Origin of the sequence: Streptomyces sp. NPDC020965, assembly GCF_044333555.1 — a bacterium.
Classification (GTDB): Bacteria; Actinomycetota; Actinomycetes; order Streptomycetales; family Streptomycetaceae; genus Streptomyces.
On record NZ_JBIRRE010000001.1, the window covers coordinates 1450416 to 1465870 of the forward strand.

The window sequence follows — 15455 nt, forward strand, 5'->3', positions numbered from 1 at the left end:
GGCGACCGCCCCGTACCGAGGAGTGGTACGGGGCGGTCCGCATGCCGGACACCGGGCCCTCCGGCTGGGGGCACCTGCCGGCCGGTCAGCGTTTGGCGAAGGCCGTGCCGTCCGGGTTCCGCCGCTTCAGCATCAGATACGACACACCCAGCAGCAGCGCCCAGACCGGCGCGCAGTAGAGCGAGACCCTGGCGTCCTTGTCGATCCCCATCAGCACGACCACCATGCCGATGAAGGCCAGCGCGAACCAGCTCGTCCAGGGCGCGCCGGGAGCCTTGAAGGTGGACTGCGGCAGCTCGCCCCGGTCGGCCTTGGCCCGGTAGCGGATCTGGCTGATCAGAATCATCACCCACGCCCACATACCGGAGATGGTGGCGAAGGAGACGATCTTGTTGAATGCCTCACCGGGCCACTGGTAGTTGATCCAGACACCGAACATCATCAGGCAGGCCGAGAAGGTCGTGCCGATCAGCGGGGTGCCGTTCTTGGTCAGCCGGGTGAAGACCTTCGGGCCCTGGCTGTTGAGCGCCAGGTCGCGCAGCATCCGGCCGGTGGAGTACATACCGGAGTTGCAGGAGGAGAGCGCGGCCGTGAGGACGACGAAGTTGACGATGCCCGCGCCGACGGCGAGGCCCATCTTGTCGAAGGCGGCGACGAACGGGGAGATGCCCGGCTGGAAGTTGGTCCAGGAGACCACCGACAGGATCATGGTCAGCGCGCCGATGTAGAAGACGGCGATCCGCCACGGCACGGTGTTGATGGCCTTCGGCAGGGTCTTCTCGGGGTCCTTGGACTCGCCCGCCGTGACACCGACCAGCTCGACGGCGAGGAAGGCGAACATCACGATCTGGAGCGTCATCAGCGTGCCGCCGATGCCCTTGGGGAAGAAGCCGCCGTCGCTCCAGAGCAGCGAGACGGAGGCGGTGTCGCCCGCGTCGGAGAAGCCCAGAGTGAGGATGCCGATACAGATGAGGATCATGCCGACGATGGCGGTGACCTTCACCATGGAGAACCAGAACTCCAGCTCACCGAAGAGCTTCACGGAGATCAGGTTCGCCCCGTAGAGGATCAGCGTGAAGATCAGCGCGGAGACCCATTGGGGAATGTCGAACCAGTACGTCATGTACTGCGCCGCCGCCGTGACCTCGGTCATTCCGGTGACGACCCAGAAGAGCCAGTACGTCCACCCGGTGGCGAAGCCCGCGAAGGGGCCGATGAACTCCCGCGCGTACTCGGAGAAGGATCCCGAGACGGGGCGGTACATGAGCAGCTCGCCCAGCGCCCGCATGATGAAGAAGATCACCAGGCCCGCGATGGCGTAGGCCAGGATGAGACTCGGTCCGGCCTTGGAGATGGCCTTGCCGGCGCCCAGGAAGAGGCCGGTGCCGATCGCTCCGCCGATCGCGATCATCTGGATCTGGCGGGCGCCTAGTGCGCGGTGGTAGCCCTGGCTGTCGCCACCGCCCGATGGTCCGGCGACGCCCTCGCCTTCGTGCCCGTCTTCTTTGTCGACCCGCACTGTGGTCATCGTTGTGCGCCCTTTCTCCATGCAGATCCGCTCTCCGCAGACGCCCGGCGCGCGGAGGCGGATCAGGTCCTGATCCCCCCGGATATGGATGGAGTGCCACCGGCGATCCGCCGGTTCAAGCGCCTCCAGGGGCATGGGTGGCGCCCCTGGCGGTCGTGCAGATCTATCACGCCGTTAAGTGAGATCATCTACGGAGAATGTGGTGCACACCACAAGGAAAGTCGGACAAAACGCACCCACCCCAACAATCCCTGCGGGGGTGGTGACGGGATCGTTATCCGGATTTGAGCGTCCGCTGAGCGTACGGAGACGGGCGAAAGCCGCCGTGAGGTCCGGGTCCCGGGCCGGTCGTGGACATGCCGTCGCGCGCCCCCGGCAGGGGGTGCGGAGGGCATGCGCCAGCGTGCGGGACCCGACCCGGAAACCGCCCCGGCGCTACGGCATCAGGGTCTACCGGAGCACCCGGGGGCGGGCGCGCGTAGGCGGCGCCGCCACGGCCTCAGGGGCTCCCGGAGCCTCGAGCCCGGGCGCCCAGACCGTCCCACCGCTACGGCACCAGGGGCTCCGAAGCGTCCAGGCCCGGGCGCGGAGACGGTGCCGCCGCCACGGGCGGCAGGGACACCCGGGGCACCCGGGGCGATGCCCTCGCTACGGCATCAGGGTCTCGACCAGGGTCTCCTGGAGCACCCCGAGCCAGAGGTAGGCCATCACCATGGGCTTGCGGGGGTCGTCGTCCGGCAGCCGGTAGAGGGTCTCGTCGTCATCGGCCACGTCCAGCCGGGTGCCGATGGTCAGCCGCAGGTCATTGAGGGCGCCGAGCCAGCACCGGCAGTCCTCGACGGTCAGCTTCAGCACCGCCTCGTCCTCCCCGGAAGGGGTGAGCGAGTCCAGGGCCTGGACCACCCGGTGGGCGTCGGCGCGCTTGCGCGAGCGCAGGTCGAGTTCGGTGAAGCGCCGGAAGTCGGACGACGCCGTCCGCAGCTCCTCGTCCCGCTCGCTCTCCTCGCCCGCACCGGGACCCGCGTACGCGTCCGGGAAGAGCCGGGCCAGCGCCGGGTCGGACGGCGCCTCGGACGGCCCCTCGGCGAAGAGCGCGGCCAGCGGGTCCGCGTCCTCGGCCGGTTCGTCGCCGGGCCCGATCAGCTCCATGAGCTGGACGGCCAGCGAGCGCAGAATGGAGATCTCGACCTCGTCCAGCGCGACGGTCGCGCCACCGCCGGGAGCCGGCTCGAAGTGCCCCGGCATCAGTTGCGGTCCTGCGAGAGGGTCGCCCAGAGCCCGTAGCCGTGCATCGCCTGCACGTCGCGCTCCATCTCCTCGCGGCTGCCGCTGGAGACCACGGCGCGGCCCTTCTGGTGGACGTCGAGCATCAGTTTGCGCGCCTTGTCCTTGGAGTATCCGAAGTACGCCTGGAAGACATAGGTGACGTAGCTCATCAGATTGACGGGGTCGTTGTGGACGAGCGTCACCCACGGCACATCAGGCTCGGGAACGGCGAAGGTCTCCTCGGCCGATTCAGGACGTTCGATCTCTGTGGGAGCAACACTCACCTGGTCCATGCTGCCACTCAAGGGGGCGGATCGCACAAACGGACATCCCATCTCGTCACTCTGACGAAATGTGGGGTAGCATCCTGGCCATGGCTGGATCGCTCGGGATGCCCCCCGGCGGCCGAGACGAAAGCGCGGGGTCGATTCTCGTGACCGTGAACACGACGGACCTGGGACTGCCGGTGGACGTCCCCTCGACGGCCCTCTTCACCGACCAGTACGAGTTCACGATGGTCCAGGCGGCCCTCAAGGCGGGCACCGCCCACCGGCGCTCGGTCTTCGAGGTCTTCACCCGCCGACTGCCCGAGGGGCGCCGGTACGGGGTCGTCGCGGGCACCGGACGCCTGCTGGACGCGGTGGAGAACTTCCGCTTCGACGCGGGCGTCCTCGATTTCCTGCGGGACCAGCGGATCGTCGACGAGCCCACGCTGGAATGGCTCGCCGGCTACCGGTTCCGGGGCGACATCTTCGGCTACCCGGAGGGCGAGGTCTACTTCCCCGGCTCCCCGATCCTGCGCGTCGAGGGCGGCTTCGCCGAGTGCGTCCTGCTGGAGACGGTGATCCTCTCCATCCTCAACCACGACTCGGCCATCGCCGCGGCGGCCTCCCGGATGTCGGCGGCGGCGGCCGGCCGCAGGCTGATCGAGATGGGCGCCCGGCGCACCCATGAGCTGGCCGCGGTGGCCGCCTCCCGCGCGGCGTACGTCGGCGGCTTCGACTCCACGTCCGACCTGGCGGCGGGCTTCCGCTACGCGATCCCCACCGTCGGCACCAGCGCCCACGCCTTCACCCTGCTGCACGACAGCGAGCGGGACGCCTTCCGGGCCCAGGTGGACTCGCTCGGGCGGGGCACCACCCTGCTGGTCGACACCTATGACGTGACGGAGGCGGTCCGCACGGCCGTCGAGATCGCCGGCCCCGGCCTCGGCGCCGTCCGGATCGACTCGGGCGACCTGCTGCTGGTCGCGCACCGGGTGCGGCAGCAGTTGGACGAGCTGGGCGCCCGGGACACCAGGATCACGGTCACATCCGACCTGGACGAGTACGCCATCGCCTCCCTCGCGGCGGCCCCGGTCGACGCGTACGGCGTGGGCACCCAGCTCGTCACCGGCAGCGGGCACCCCACCTGCTCGATGGTCTACAAACTGGTCGCCCGCGCCCGCTCGGCCGACCCCGGGGCACCGCTGGAGCCGGTGGCGAAGAAGTCGCTCGGCGCGAAGTACTCGCACGGCGGGCGCAAGTGGGCCGCGCGGCGGCTGGACGCGGAGGGCGTCGCGGAGGCGGAGGTCGTCGGCGTCGGCCCCGTACCGGAGGGGCTGGCGGACCGGCAGCTCCTGGTGGAGCTGGTCAAGGGCGGCGAGATCGTCGCCCGGGAGACGCTGGACGCGGCCCGCGACCGGCATATCGCGGCGCGCGCGGGGCTGCCGATGTCGGCCATTCAGCTCTCCCGGGGCGAGCCGGTGCTGCCCACGGAATACGTCTGAGCCGGGGGCACCGGGGGCCCTCGGTCGAGGCGTCGGGTGCCCACCGGTCGGGGCCGGGGCACCTGCCGGCCCGGGGGTCGGGTGCCCACGGATCAAGGTCCGGGGGTGCCCACCGGTCAGGGTCCGGGGTGCCCATCGGTCAGGGTCCGGTGTGGTGAACGCCCACGTACGGGGTAGGTGTGGTGCGGAGACGCCCTGAGGGACGCACCACGCGCTCCCTCCCGTACCGCCGCCGAAGTCTCTAGGCTCGGGGCCGTGGCCACCCACCTCGGCCGGCCCACCACCCGCTGACCTCGCCGGACGCCCCCGACGCCCGGTCTCCCCGATACCGCCGAACACCCCCCATACCGCCAAAGGAAAGCCCCATGCACCGCGCACTGATCGTCGTCGACGTACAGAACGACTTCTGCGAGGGCGGCAGCCTCGCGGTGACGGGCGGTGCCGAGGTGGCCGCCGCCGTCACCGATCTGATCGGCCAGGCCGTCCCGGCCGCGTACCAGCTCGTCGTCGCCACCCGTGACCACCACATCGATCCCGGTGCCCACTTCTCCGACACCCCGGACTACGAGACGAGCTGGCCGCCCCACTGCGTCGCGGGCACGGAGGGCGTCGGCTTCCACCCGAACTTCGCGCCGGCGGTCGCGTCCGGCGCGATCGACGCCGTCTTCGACAAGGGCGCGTACTCCGCCGCGTACAGCGGATTCGAGGGGTCCGACGAGAACGGCACGACGCTCACCCAGTGGCTCCGCGACCACGACATCACCGAGGTCGACGTGGTGGGCGTCGCCACCGACCACTGCGTCCGGGCGACGGCGCTGGACGCGGTCCGGGAGGGCTTCACCACCCGGGTGCTGCTGGACCTGACGGCGGGCGTCTCCAAGGAACGTACCGAGCGGGTGCTGGAGGAGCTCCGCGACGCGGGCGTGGAGCTGACCGGCAAGCCGCTGGTCTGACCGCCCGCCCTCGGATCAGTAGGGTCGCGAGGGCTCGCTCAGCAGCGCCCTGATCGGATGCCACAGCTCGGCACCCCGCTGCGGCTGGCGCCGCCAGAGCAGGCCGTCCGGGTGGTGCAGCACGGCCGTGATCTCGTCCGGGGTCGGCGGCTCCGCGTTCCCCCGCAGGTAGACCGCGCGCAGCCCCAGGTTCCGCAGCCTGGTCAGGGCGCGGGACCGGTTCGCGGCGTGGACGAGGAAGCGGGCCGGATGGCCGTCCCCGATGGTGTTGGGCAGGCTGAGCGCGACGACCACACGGCCGTTCGGCAAGGTGCTGAAACCTCCGCCGGGCATAAGAAACCACTCCCCCGTGAGACGTAGTGTCAATAACGGTCTGGCACCACGCACCTAAACACGATCGGCCGTCGCCCGCTAGTGGGCGACGGCCGATCATGCTCTGACCTGGTGCTTTACCAATTATTTGGTCGACGGACCGACCTTCACCTTGATCGTTTCACCGCTGCGCGGCTCATTCACGATCGAGATCTTGGTGTTGGTGTCAGTTACCTTCACACCCGCCGTCGGATTCTCGGCGTACCAGTAGACGCCCTTGCGGTCGTCGAAGACCGGGTTGCCCGGCTTCGCCGGGATCCGCGTCGGCACATCGGCCCGGTGCAGCGTGAAGCCGTCGTACGGCCGGGTGCTGAAGGTCGAGTCGAAGGACTGGATCCGGTTCCGGATCAGCGTGCCGTCGGACCACTTCAGCGGCGTCGGGTTGGCGTCGATCGGCAGCACCCGTCCGGTACCCGGGTGGGTGCTGGTGTTGTTGTCCCGCTGGAAGGTGTCCCAGAGCCAGATCAGCAGACCGTTCTGGTACGGGTAGCGCTCGACCCACTGGTCCTTCGGCGCCTTGAAGCCGAAGTTGTACGGGCCGGCCTTCAGCGTCTTGTCGTACGACACGTACTGGCGGTTCTCGGCGATGTAGTACTGCTCGTAGTCCTTGGTGACGGACTCGCCGATCCGCTTGAAGCCCTTCGCGGTCCAGCCCGCGTCATCGCCCTCGGCGTTGTCCGCGAAGAGCGGCGCGCCGTCCGCCTTGACAGTGATCGCGTCGGCGGCGAAGCCCTTGTCGGCCGTGGCGCTGTCGGTGCGGTAGCGGAACCGCACATCGACCTTCTTGCCCGCGTGGGCGTCGAGCCCGAAGACGAGCTTCTTGTACGCGCCCGAACGGCCGGTCAGCGCGGGCCGCTCGCTCGCGTCACGGGTGATCGGCTTGCCGTCGGCCGTACCGTCGAGCGGGGTCCAGTTGGCTCCGGCGTCCGTGGACACCTCGGTGTAGAGGTAGTCGTAGCCGTTCTCGATCGCCCACCAGCCCGACAGCTCCAGGGACGCCGTGGACTTGCCGGTGAGGTCCACCGAACGCGTCAGGGTGTTCCTGAGCTGGTCACCCATCTCGCTCCACCACTGCTTGGCGCCCTCGGCGGGCTTCACGACAGGGGTGGTGCCCGGCTTCTTCGGCAGCGTCACGACCAGGGCCTGGGGCCGCTTGGTGTTGTACGCGGAGACCCCGAGGGTGTGCGTCGACTTCGTCGCCGCCTTGGCCTTGGTGTAGTTGAGCCAGCCGAGCTGGAGCTTGTCCCAGGCGGTCATATCGCCCGGCAGGTCCCCGATGGAGTCCTTGCCGGTGCCCAGCCAGGAGCCCGACGACATCAGGGTCCAGAAGCCGGTGGAGTTCTCGCCGGCGTTGGTGTCGTCGTAGTGGTCGGGCAGACCGAGGTCATGGGCGTACTCATGGGCGAAGACGCCGAGCCCGCCGTTCTCCGGCTGGACGGTGTAGTCGCCGACCCAGACACCGGTGTCACCGATCTGGGTGCCGCCCGCCCTGTTCTGACCCGGGCCGGTCCGGCCGGCGTCGGGGCCGTACGCGTACCAGCGGTGCGCCCAGAGCGCGTCGGTGCCCTGCGCGCCGCCGCCCGCCGACTCGTCCTCGCCCGCGTGCACGAACTGGAAGTGGTCGATGTAGCCGTCGGACTCGTTGAAGTTGCCGTCGTCGTCGAAGTCGTAACGGTCCCAGACGTCGTACTCGGCCAGGGCCGCCTTTATCTCGGCGTCGGTACGGCCCTGGGCCTTCTGGTCGGCGACCCAGGCGTTGACCCCATCACGGACGGCGTCCCAGGCGTTCTTGCAGGTCGAGGCGCCACAGAAGTTGGAGCCGTAACGGGCCTCGTTGTAGTCGACCTTGACCCAGTCGGAGACCGTGCCCGCGACCGAGTACCGGCCCGACGAAGCCTTCTCGTAGTACTTCTTCAGGGACTCCTTCGGCTTGCCGGTGGCGTCGTTGCCGGTGCCGAAGTAGAGGTCGGTGAAGTGCTGGCGGTTGTAGTCCGCCCGCCAGTCCGTGGAGTTGTCGACCGTACGGTCCGGCTTGGCGATCTGGTTGTGCGCCGGGCCCGCGGTACCGCCGTACTTCTTGACCGGCGGCTTGGGTCCGTCGGGACCGTCCGGGTCGTACATCGTCGTGTCGTCGACCTTGTCGCCGAACTCCAGCAGGATCGTGAAGATCTTGTCGGTCTTCTCCCGCCCCAGCTCGACGTACTTCCGCTCGTCGAGCTTCACGACCTTGGACGCGCCGCGCTGCTGCACGACCGCGTCCCCGGCTATGACCTGCTCCAGCGCGGTCTGGCGCTGTTGCTGCTGCTGCTTGGTGAAGGGGCCGTCCAGGTCGTGATCGACATGGCCCTTCGGCGTGGCCGGGTCCTGTCGCTCGATCGCCGGGGACCCCTGATTCCCCTGGCTCCCCGCCTGAGCGGTACTGAACGCCGAGGCCGTCGCGGTGGTCGCGGCCAGCGCGACGAGCAGAGCGGATGCTCTGATCGTCCTTCGCTTCATGGTCACTTGAATGGTTTCCTCCCCCGCGCTCCTTCGCCGCGGACCATATACGGGATCGTCCGAGCGAAGCTCGCGCGCGTCACAAGTGACGGCATTCGACCGCAGCGCGGCCGGAAAAGACAGTCCTTGACGGGGAATCCCCAACTGCACTATGCAGTACCCCGGTTCCGATATTCGGACAGTGGCCCTCCCCCCGTGCCGGGCGCATAAAACCGCCCGCCAGGGTGACGCCATGACCCAGTGCGCCCCTCATGCATCGGAACCATGGGTGATGCGGCGCTTACCCCTGGTTCCCGAAAGACATGGACGCTCGTAGACTCATGTGACCGTTCGACTGTGACTGTTCGACCGCGCTTGCTGTTCGATCGCTGTGACCGTTCGACCGCGCTTGTGACCGTTCGACCGCGCTACGAGACATCCCCCGATGTCGCGAGTGATGTTGAGAGACATCCCCGACCATGTCCCGACATGCCCCCAGGACGGATACCGCCATGCCGCGTCCGACTGCCGCACAGCTCGCCTACGGTTCGGCGACCGTCGTGCTCTCCGCACTCGCCCTGTTGCTGCTCACGGGCACCACCCACGGCCTCGGGGTCGCCGCCATCGGCATCGCCTCGATGGCACTCGGCCTGCTGGTCGCCGCGCTGCCGATCGGCCGGGGTGGGCGGGCGGCCTCGACGGACACCCGGGCACCTGCCGAGCGCGAACCGGCCGGGGTGGGCGACGGCTCCCGCAGGCACTGAGCCGCGCCACCCCTTCCTGGATCACCCCTGCGCTCTGTATCCCCTTACGTCCCTCCCCATGCCATCCCTACGTCTGCCCTACGTCTTCCCTACGTCCGGTCGGGCTCCGGTGGGGCCATCACGACCACGGTCCGTCCCGCCTTGTCGTGCAGGCCCTGCTTGTACGGCTTGTCGGCGATGATCGTGATGATGATGACGATCCACCAGACGCAGAAGCAGCAGAGCAGCGCCGGCACCCAGAGCACGGCCGCGCGCAGCAGCGCCGACCGGGTGTCCGGGATGCTGCCGTCGTTGAGCATGGCGACCCGGATCTTCAGCAGACGCTTGCCTACGGTCTGGCCGTTCTTCTTCACCATCAAGGTGTCGTAGCCGACGTACGCCACCAGGGAGATCAGCGACCACAGCCACTGTCGGCCGCTGTTCACCTCACTGGCGATGTCGTCCCAACTGCCGTTGCCGTCGGAGCCGACCCCCAGTCCGCCGATGAGCAGTGAGAGCAGCGCGAGCGGAATGAAGACGATCAGCGCGTCGATGATCCGCGCGGCCAGCCGCTTGCCGAAGTCGGCGAGCGGAGGCATCCCGGCGAGCGGATCGGGCGCACCGCCGTAGGGTCCGCCGCCATAGGCGTTGGGGTCGTACGGGGGCATCCGGCCGCCGCCGCCTCCGTACGGGGACCCCGGGGGCGGTTGCTGCGGACCGCCGCCTCCGTACGGGTCACCCGGCGGCGGCTGCTGGCCTCCGGTACCGCCCGGTTCCTGCGGCCTTTTGAGGAAGGGGTCGTCCTCGGGACCCCCGGGGCCGGGGGGCGGCGGCTGATCGTTGCTCATGAGGGCAGTGCATCCCGGCCGGGGACCACCCGCAAAAGCTGACGCGCCGTTCGGGGGACCGAGCCCCTCGGTCGGGGGAGCCCACGCGCCTTCCTGTCCGCCTTCCGTTTCGCCGCCTTCGCCCTTCGTCTTGCCGCCTTCTCCCTCCGCCGGTCTTGACGAAGGTCGATCCTCGGCCGGTCTTGACGAAGGTGCGGGCTTCAGCCGGTCTTGACGAAGGTGTGGGCGGATTTATCGTGCCAGCACTGCCGCCACGGCCGGTCGACCAGGCACCAGAACACGTTGACGACCCCGATGGCGATCATCCCGAGCACCCCGTACACCAGCCAGCGGCGCAGCGCGGCGCCGAACGTCGGCGGCTCATGGGCCTCGATGTCGACCACGGTGAGCCCGCAGAGCTTCTTCCCGAGCGTCCGGCCCCACTTCGCGGTGGGCAGCGCCTCGTAGAGGACACCGAGGACGAGCAGGGCGCCGAGGATGATGGCGAGATGGACGGCGGTGGTGGAGTCGACCAGCCAGACGGTGACGGTCTGCCCCGACTGCTTGGCGGCCTCGATCTTGTCGTCCACATGGGTGACGGCCTGGGAGCCGACCGGGAACGCGACGGCGCCGACGAGCGCGCCGAGCATCAGGGTGTCGATCAGCCGGGCCAGCAGCCGCTTGCCCAGCGGCGCGGGCCTGGCGGCGGCCTGCGCCTGCGCCGCCTGTAGGAAGGGGTCGGTGACCGGGGGCTTCCAGGGCACGACGGGCGGCTCGACCCCACCCTGCGCGGGCCCGGGCTGCGGCACCTGCTGTGCCTGGTGTGCCTGCTGTGCCCAGGAGGCGGCGCCGGGTGCGGGCTGCGGCGGGAGCTGAAGCGGCTGCGCGTGGGGTTGCGGGCTCCGGGCCAGCTCGGGCGGGGCCTGCCGCTGCGGGGGCGGCTGCTCCGTGTCGTTCCGCTGGCGGCCCCGGATGGTCATGGTGCCTACGGCGGGAAGCTGCTGCGGTTGGGGCTGTGGTTGCGGCTCGGAGGGCGTACGGGGCCGGATGGTGACGGTTCCCTCGACGGGCGGGAGCACCGGGCCCGGGGTCCGCGCGCCGGGGAGGGCGCCTCCGGTCGGGTCGACGGCCTGCGCGGGCAACCGGGGGTCGGGGCCCTGTCGGACCTCGGGGGCTTGCCTGGGGTCGGGACCCTGCCCCACCACCCGCGGGCTCGGGTCACCGGGCACCTGGGGCTCCGCCGCACCACGCCACGACACCCGGTGGTCCCGCTCACCGCCGAAGCCGTTCTGCCGCGAGGTGTCCGCCTGCCACACGGTGGCGGGCTCGGGCCGCACGGCCTGATCGACCACCGGCTCCTCGTCGAGAAAAACGGGCCCGGTCTCCTCCACCGCGGCCACCGGCGGCGGCACGACCTCGGGGGCACTCGGCCCGGCCGCCTCACCACCCTTGGGCGCCGGCCTGCTCGTACCGGGAACCCAGGCCGCACCGTTCCAGTACCGGACATAGCCAGGAATGGAAGGATCCGGATAGTAGCCGGGGGTAGGACTGCCGTCACCGCTGACCGGGGTTGGGGCGCTCATCACCGTGGTCCCGTATCTCCTAGAGAGCCTCGCTGCAAGGATCCACATCTACCAGACCCTCAGACACCCCCGTGCCGCTCCGACTGTAACGGCCATCGTGCGGTGGAGGTTTCGGCCTCGCCGATGGACTCATCCGCACGGGTTCAGTTTCGGGGGTGGTGGGCCAGACCGGGGGCGAGCCTTGACGGGGGCGCCGCCCGGCCGGAACGGATCGCTGGGAAGCCTGTCGCTGGTCTCGTCGGACGGGTAGTGGGGGCGGCGGGGTGCCCGTCCACGGGGTGCTGCCGTGGGGACGGGGTGCCCCTGTCTATGGTTGTCGATGAACCTGCTTATGAGGGGCGGTGGTTCAGTCGGAACGGCCGTCATGGATTCCCTCGATGCGAGAGAAGAGACCTTTGTCCGATTCTCGGGAAGTGGACAGAAACCGTCACCTGCTCGGATAAAGCCGCAGGTGACGAAGGGTGGTCCCCGCGCACGCGGGGGTGTTCCCGCCGCCGCCTGCTACGCCGCGTTCCAGCAGGAGTGGTCCCCGCGCACGCGGGGGTGTTCCCATTGTGCCGCACAACAGCTTTGGTCTTGAGATGGTGGTCCCCGCGCACGCGGGGGTGTTCCCGCCTTGTCCGGCCCGCTCCAGCAGGGTCTGACGTGGTCCCCGCGCACGCGGGGGTGTTCCCAGAAGAGAACCGAAGGTGAACGGTAAGAGAGCGTGGTCCCCGCGCACGCGGGGGTGTTCCCAGAAGAGAACCGAAGGTGAACGGTAAGAGAGCGTGGTCCCCGCGCACGCGGGGGTGTTCCCTCCATGGCAGCCAAGACCACCAGATCGCTGCCGTGGTCCCCGCACACGCGGGGGTGTTCCCCGCAGTGGTCGCCCGGCCCCTTATGTGTGACTGTGGTCCCCGCGCACGCGGGGGTGTTCCCACGCGGTCGCACCCCACTGCGAACTTCTCGCTGTGGTCCCCGCGCACGCGGGGGTGTTCCCCGCAGGTGCTCCAGGCGCAGAGCAAGAGGTTTGTGGTCCCCGCGCACGCAGGGGTGTTCCCGAAGATGGGCATCAGACAACCTCCGAGATCGTGTGGTCCCCGCGCACGCGAGGGTGTTCCCCGCGGCCAGCGGATCACCATCTGGGGCGTAGGGTGGTCCCCGCGCACGCGGGGGTGTTCCCCCGGTATTTGGGTGGTGCAGATCCCCGGGCTTGTGGTCCCAGCGCACGCGGGGGTGTTCCCGCTTGGGCGGTCATGGACCAGTACGGCAACTGGGTGGTCCCCGCGCACGCGGGGTTGTTCCCCGATCCTGGATCTGCTGGCCTGTGGACAGAGAGTGGTCCCCGCGCACGCGGGGTTGTTCCCGCCCGCGGAACCCGCCTCGCGATCACCGACGCCGTGGTCCCCGCGCACGCGGGGGTGTTCCCTGGAGCATGGTCTACATGCAGGACCAGGTGGCGTGGTCCCCGCGCACGCGGGGGTGTTCCCCACTCTCCGCCGACCGTCTCCTCCGCGCCCTGGTGGTCCCCGCGCACGCGGGGGTGTTCTTGACCGGACATCTCGGTGAGGACTACCCCGGACGGCGAAGCGAGAGTCAGCAGCATCAATGCCTTCTAGCGGCACAGCTCGCCGCCGCCCTACTCTCGTCCCATGACGATGCCGATCGAAGCACGGAGACCTCCTCCGCCTCGTCCTCCCACCAAACCGCCACCGGGGCGTCCCCCAACCGGGCCGGCCCCGGACAAGAATCCACCCTTCCCTCCCAACCCTCCGGGGCCTCGCTGACCATGCGCGTCGAACACATTGGTTGGGACCAGCTCCCCAACCCGGCCCGCGCGGCGGTGGAGAGCCAGGTGGGGGCCGCGTGCGAGACGGCCGAGATGACCACGGGGGACAGCTCCGGCATCGCCACGCTGCTCTTCCTCCCGGACGGCGGAAGGGTCTTCTGCAAGGGTCTGCCGTCCGGGCATGAACGGGCCGGGGAGTTGGAGAGGGAAGCGAAGGTCAATCCCTTCCTGCCCGACTACGCCCCCAAGCTGCTGTGGCACGTGTCGGCGGGCGGGTGGAGTCTGCTGGGATTCGAGGGTGTCACCGCCACCCCGTGGGCAGATTTCACACCCGACGGCGACCACCTGGAGTCGGTGGCGAAGGTTCTGCAGGATCTGAGTACCCGCCCGGCGCCGGACGTCGGGCTGATGACGGCCTGGGACAGGTGGGGGCCCTACTGCGACCCCGAGGCCGAACCGCTGCTGACCGGCCAATGCCTCCTGCACACCGACCCCGCAGCGACGAACTTCCTCATCGGCGACCGGACGTGGCTTGTCGACTGGGCGTGGGCGGCACGGGGACCGGGATGGATTGACGCGGCCCTGTGGGGATTCCGTCTTGTCCTGGACGGAAAGCAGACCCCGGAGCAAGCAGGAGAGTGGGCCTCGACCGTGCCTGCTTTCGCTGACGCACCCCGCGACGGCGTGCGAGTGCTCGCGGAGGCAGAAGCACGGTCATGGGAGGACTGGAGCGAGTACGGCGTAGCGGGGCTCGAATCAACAGTCGAGGCCGCCCGCCTATGGGCCGACTTCTGGAGCTGAGGATGACGAGTGAGGCAGCGTCCGACCCTGGACAGGTGCCCCCTGTCCGGATGACGTGCGAGGCGTCAGGGGCACCGTCTGGAGAGGGACGGACCCCCAGGAAGCACCCCATCCCATCGCCGCCAGCCTCACCGACAGGACTCTGGGCGGGGCGCTCTTCCACGGGTGCCGCGATCCGGACAGAGGCACCCCTAGCTATGGTTGTCGATGAACCTGCCTATGGGGGGCGGTGGTTCACTCGGAACGACCGTCACGGATTCCCTCAATGCGGCAGAAGAGACCTATGTCCGATTCTCGGGAAGTGGACAGAAACCGGCACCTGCTCGGATAAAGCCGCAGGTGACGGAGGGTGGTCCCCGCGCACGCGGGGGTGTTCCCGCCTACGTGACCCAGCTCCGGCAGGCCAATCGGTGGTCCCCGCGCACGCGGGGGTGTTCCCTGGCCGCCGTCGACCTGCTGGACGCGCGGATCGTGGTCCCCGCGCACGCGGGGGTGTTCCCTACGAACTCCCAACCGAGGACTCCACCACCGCGTGGTCCCCGCGCACGCGGGGGTGTTCCCACGGGCGCCCCCGACCACCTCACCGCCGCGTAGTGGTCCCCGCGCACGCGGGGGTGTTCCTTCCGATGAGCCCCGTGCTCGGCCGGTAGCCGGGTGGTCCCCGCGCACGCGGGGGTGTTCCCAGCTCGTGGCACTCATCGAAGACGACGACCTTGTGGTCCCCGCGCACGCGGGGGTGTTCCCACGCCGGCCACCCGCCTACTCGTCCCCATCGGGTGGTCCCCGCGCACGCGGGGGTGTTCCCGATCCAACCTCGGTCCGGAGACACACGGGACCGTGGTCCCCGCGCACGCGGGGGTGTTCCCATTGACAAGGCCCAGACCATCCTGAAGAAACAGTGGTCCCCGCGCACGCGGGGGTGTTCCCGAGGTCGGCACGCCGAACCCCTGGGCGGCCGCGTGGTCCCCGCGCACGCGGGGGTGTTCCTTGGCCGACGACGGCCATCCGGTGCGTCTGGGCGTGGTCCCCGCGCACGCGGGGGTGTTCCCCCGGGGTGGTAGCGGCGCTGGCACTGCACGCTGTGGTCCCCGCGCACGCGGGGGTGTTCCCCGGACCGGCAACGCTGTCAACCTCGCCAGGCTGTGGTCCCCGCGCACGCGGGGGTGTTCCCTGCCGGACATGAGGTAGCAGCATGGGGGGTGAGTGGTCCCCGCGCACGCGGGGGTGTTCCCCACCCCGGGGAGCCGTGCGCGCAGAGCGCGCCGTGGTCCCCGCGCACGCGGGGATGTTCCACATACACGTGCCCACGCTCTGGATGCCGGTGTAGTGCCCGCGCGCGGGTGGCCCATGCTGACCGGCTGATGGATGGGC

Annotated in this window: 11 protein-coding genes and 2 CRISPR repeat arrays; of the genes, 4 read left to right on the forward strand and 7 right to left on the reverse strand. The window is 69.7% G+C overall.

The features are described from left to right. Positions 1–85 precede the first annotated feature (85 nt). From ACH4S7_RS06305 to clpS, 3 genes are all read right to left on the reverse strand, one after another. Positions 86–1528 (reverse strand): amino acid permease, encoded by a 1443-nt coding sequence (locus ACH4S7_RS06305; RefSeq protein WP_398519876.1) that lies wholly within the window; start codon positions 1526–1528, stop codon positions 86–88. 648 nt (positions 1529–2176) lie between these two features. Next, positions 2177–2773 (reverse strand): DUF2017 domain-containing protein, encoded by a 597-nt coding sequence (locus ACH4S7_RS06310; protein ID WP_398519877.1) that lies wholly within the window; start codon positions 2771–2773, stop codon positions 2177–2179. Continuing rightward, entirely contained in the window at positions 2773–3087 is a 315-nt protein-coding gene (clpS, locus tag ACH4S7_RS06315) for an ATP-dependent Clp protease adapter ClpS (protein ID WP_190125735.1), read from the reverse strand. Before clpS ends, ACH4S7_RS06310 begins: the two co-directional genes overlap by 1 nt. Positions 3088–3233: 146 nt before the next feature. Between clpS and ACH4S7_RS06320 the strand changes: the two genes are divergently transcribed. Both ACH4S7_RS06320 and ACH4S7_RS06325 read left to right on the forward strand, forming a co-directional pair. After that, a complete protein-coding gene (locus tag ACH4S7_RS06320) occupies positions 3234–4562 on the forward strand; it encodes a nicotinate phosphoribosyltransferase (RefSeq protein ID WP_398519878.1) in 1329 nt (442 codons plus the stop codon). A gap of 365 nt (positions 4563–4927) precedes the next feature. Continuing rightward, positions 4928–5515, forward strand: a complete 588-nt coding sequence (locus tag ACH4S7_RS06325) for a nicotinamidase (RefSeq protein ID WP_398519879.1) — start codon at positions 4928–4930, stop codon at positions 5513–5515. Positions 5516–5530: 15 nt separating this feature from the next. On the opposite strand, the gene ACH4S7_RS06330 is transcribed toward ACH4S7_RS06325, so the two are convergent. After that, entirely contained in the window at positions 5531–5848 is a 318-nt protein-coding gene (locus ACH4S7_RS06330; protein ID WP_398519880.1) for a hypothetical protein, read from the reverse strand. 123 nt (positions 5849–5971) lie between these two features. After that, positions 5972–8389, reverse strand: coding sequence for an immune inhibitor A domain-containing protein (locus ACH4S7_RS06335; RefSeq protein WP_398519881.1), 2418 nt, complete (start codon positions 8387–8389; stop codon positions 5972–5974). A gap of 485 nt (positions 8390–8874) precedes the next feature. Between ACH4S7_RS06335 and ACH4S7_RS06340 the strand changes: the two genes are divergently transcribed. Then, the gene (locus ACH4S7_RS06340) at positions 8875–9126 is read left to right on the forward strand and encodes a hypothetical protein (RefSeq protein WP_398519882.1); all 252 of its coding nucleotides are present in this window, start codon (positions 8875–8877) and stop codon (positions 9124–9126) included. Positions 9127–9215: 89 nt separating this feature from the next. Here ACH4S7_RS06340 and ACH4S7_RS06345 read toward each other — a convergent pair whose 3' ends face one another. Both ACH4S7_RS06345 and ACH4S7_RS06350 read right to left on the reverse strand, forming a co-directional pair. Beyond that, positions 9216–9953 carry an RDD family protein gene (locus tag ACH4S7_RS06345; protein WP_398519883.1) on the reverse strand — a complete coding sequence of 246 codons (738 nt, stop codon included), beginning with the start codon at positions 9951–9953 and terminating at the stop codon, positions 9216–9218. Between the two features lie 200 nt (positions 9954–10153). Next, positions 10154–11515: an RDD family protein gene (locus ACH4S7_RS06350; RefSeq protein ID WP_398519884.1), complete on the reverse strand. Its 1362-nt coding sequence runs from the start codon at positions 11513–11515 to the stop codon at positions 10154–10156. A 461-nt stretch (positions 11516–11976) separates the two neighbouring features. Continuing rightward, a CRISPR array of direct repeats spans positions 11977–13045; the repeat unit is 29 nt; unit sequence GTGGTCCCCGCGCACGCGGGGGTGTTCCC. Between the two features lie 238 nt (positions 13046–13283). Here ACH4S7_RS06350 and ACH4S7_RS06355 point away from each other — a divergent pair. Then, a complete protein-coding gene (locus tag ACH4S7_RS06355; RefSeq protein WP_398519885.1) occupies positions 13284–14084 on the forward strand; it encodes an aminoglycoside phosphotransferase in 801 nt (266 codons plus the stop codon). Between the two features lie 349 nt (positions 14085–14433). Next, positions 14434–15377: direct repeats of the CRISPR family, unit length 28 nt; unit sequence GTGGTCCCCGCGCACGCGGGGGTGTTCC. Positions 15378–15455: the final 78 nt, after the last annotated feature.

What these genes read in the sequence shown, in the direction of transcription:
- ACH4S7_RS06305 (WP_398519876.1), bottom strand. Translation starts at nt 1,528, where the DNA reads ATGACCACAGTGCGGGTCGACAAAGAAGACGGGCACGAAGGCGAGGGC.
- ACH4S7_RS06310 (WP_398519877.1), bottom strand. Translation starts at nt 2,773, where the DNA reads ATGCCGGGGCACTTCGAGCCGGCTCCCGGCGGTGGCGCGACCGTCGCG.
- clpS (WP_190125735.1), bottom strand. Translation starts at nt 3,087, where the DNA reads ATGGACCAGGTGAGTGTTGCTCCCACAGAGATCGAACGTCCTGAATCG.
- ACH4S7_RS06325 (WP_398519879.1), top strand. Translation starts at nt 4,928, where the DNA reads ATGCACCGCGCACTGATCGTCGTCGACGTACAGAACGACTTCTGCGAG.
- ACH4S7_RS06330 (WP_398519880.1), bottom strand. Translation starts at nt 5,848, where the DNA reads ATGCCCGGCGGAGGTTTCAGCACCTTGCCGAACGGCCGTGTGGTCGTC.
- ACH4S7_RS06340 (WP_398519882.1), top strand. Translation starts at nt 8,875, where the DNA reads ATGCCGCGTCCGACTGCCGCACAGCTCGCCTACGGTTCGGCGACCGTC.
- ACH4S7_RS06345 (WP_398519883.1), bottom strand. Translation starts at nt 9,953, where the DNA reads ATGAGCAACGATCAGCCGCCGCCCCCCGGCCCCGGGGGTCCCGAGGAC.
- ACH4S7_RS06350 (WP_398519884.1), bottom strand. Translation starts at nt 11,515, where the DNA reads ATGAGCGCCCCAACCCCGGTCAGCGGTGACGGCAGTCCTACCCCCGGC.
- ACH4S7_RS06355 (WP_398519885.1), top strand. Translation starts at nt 13,284, where the DNA reads ATGCGCGTCGAACACATTGGTTGGGACCAGCTCCCCAACCCGGCCCGC.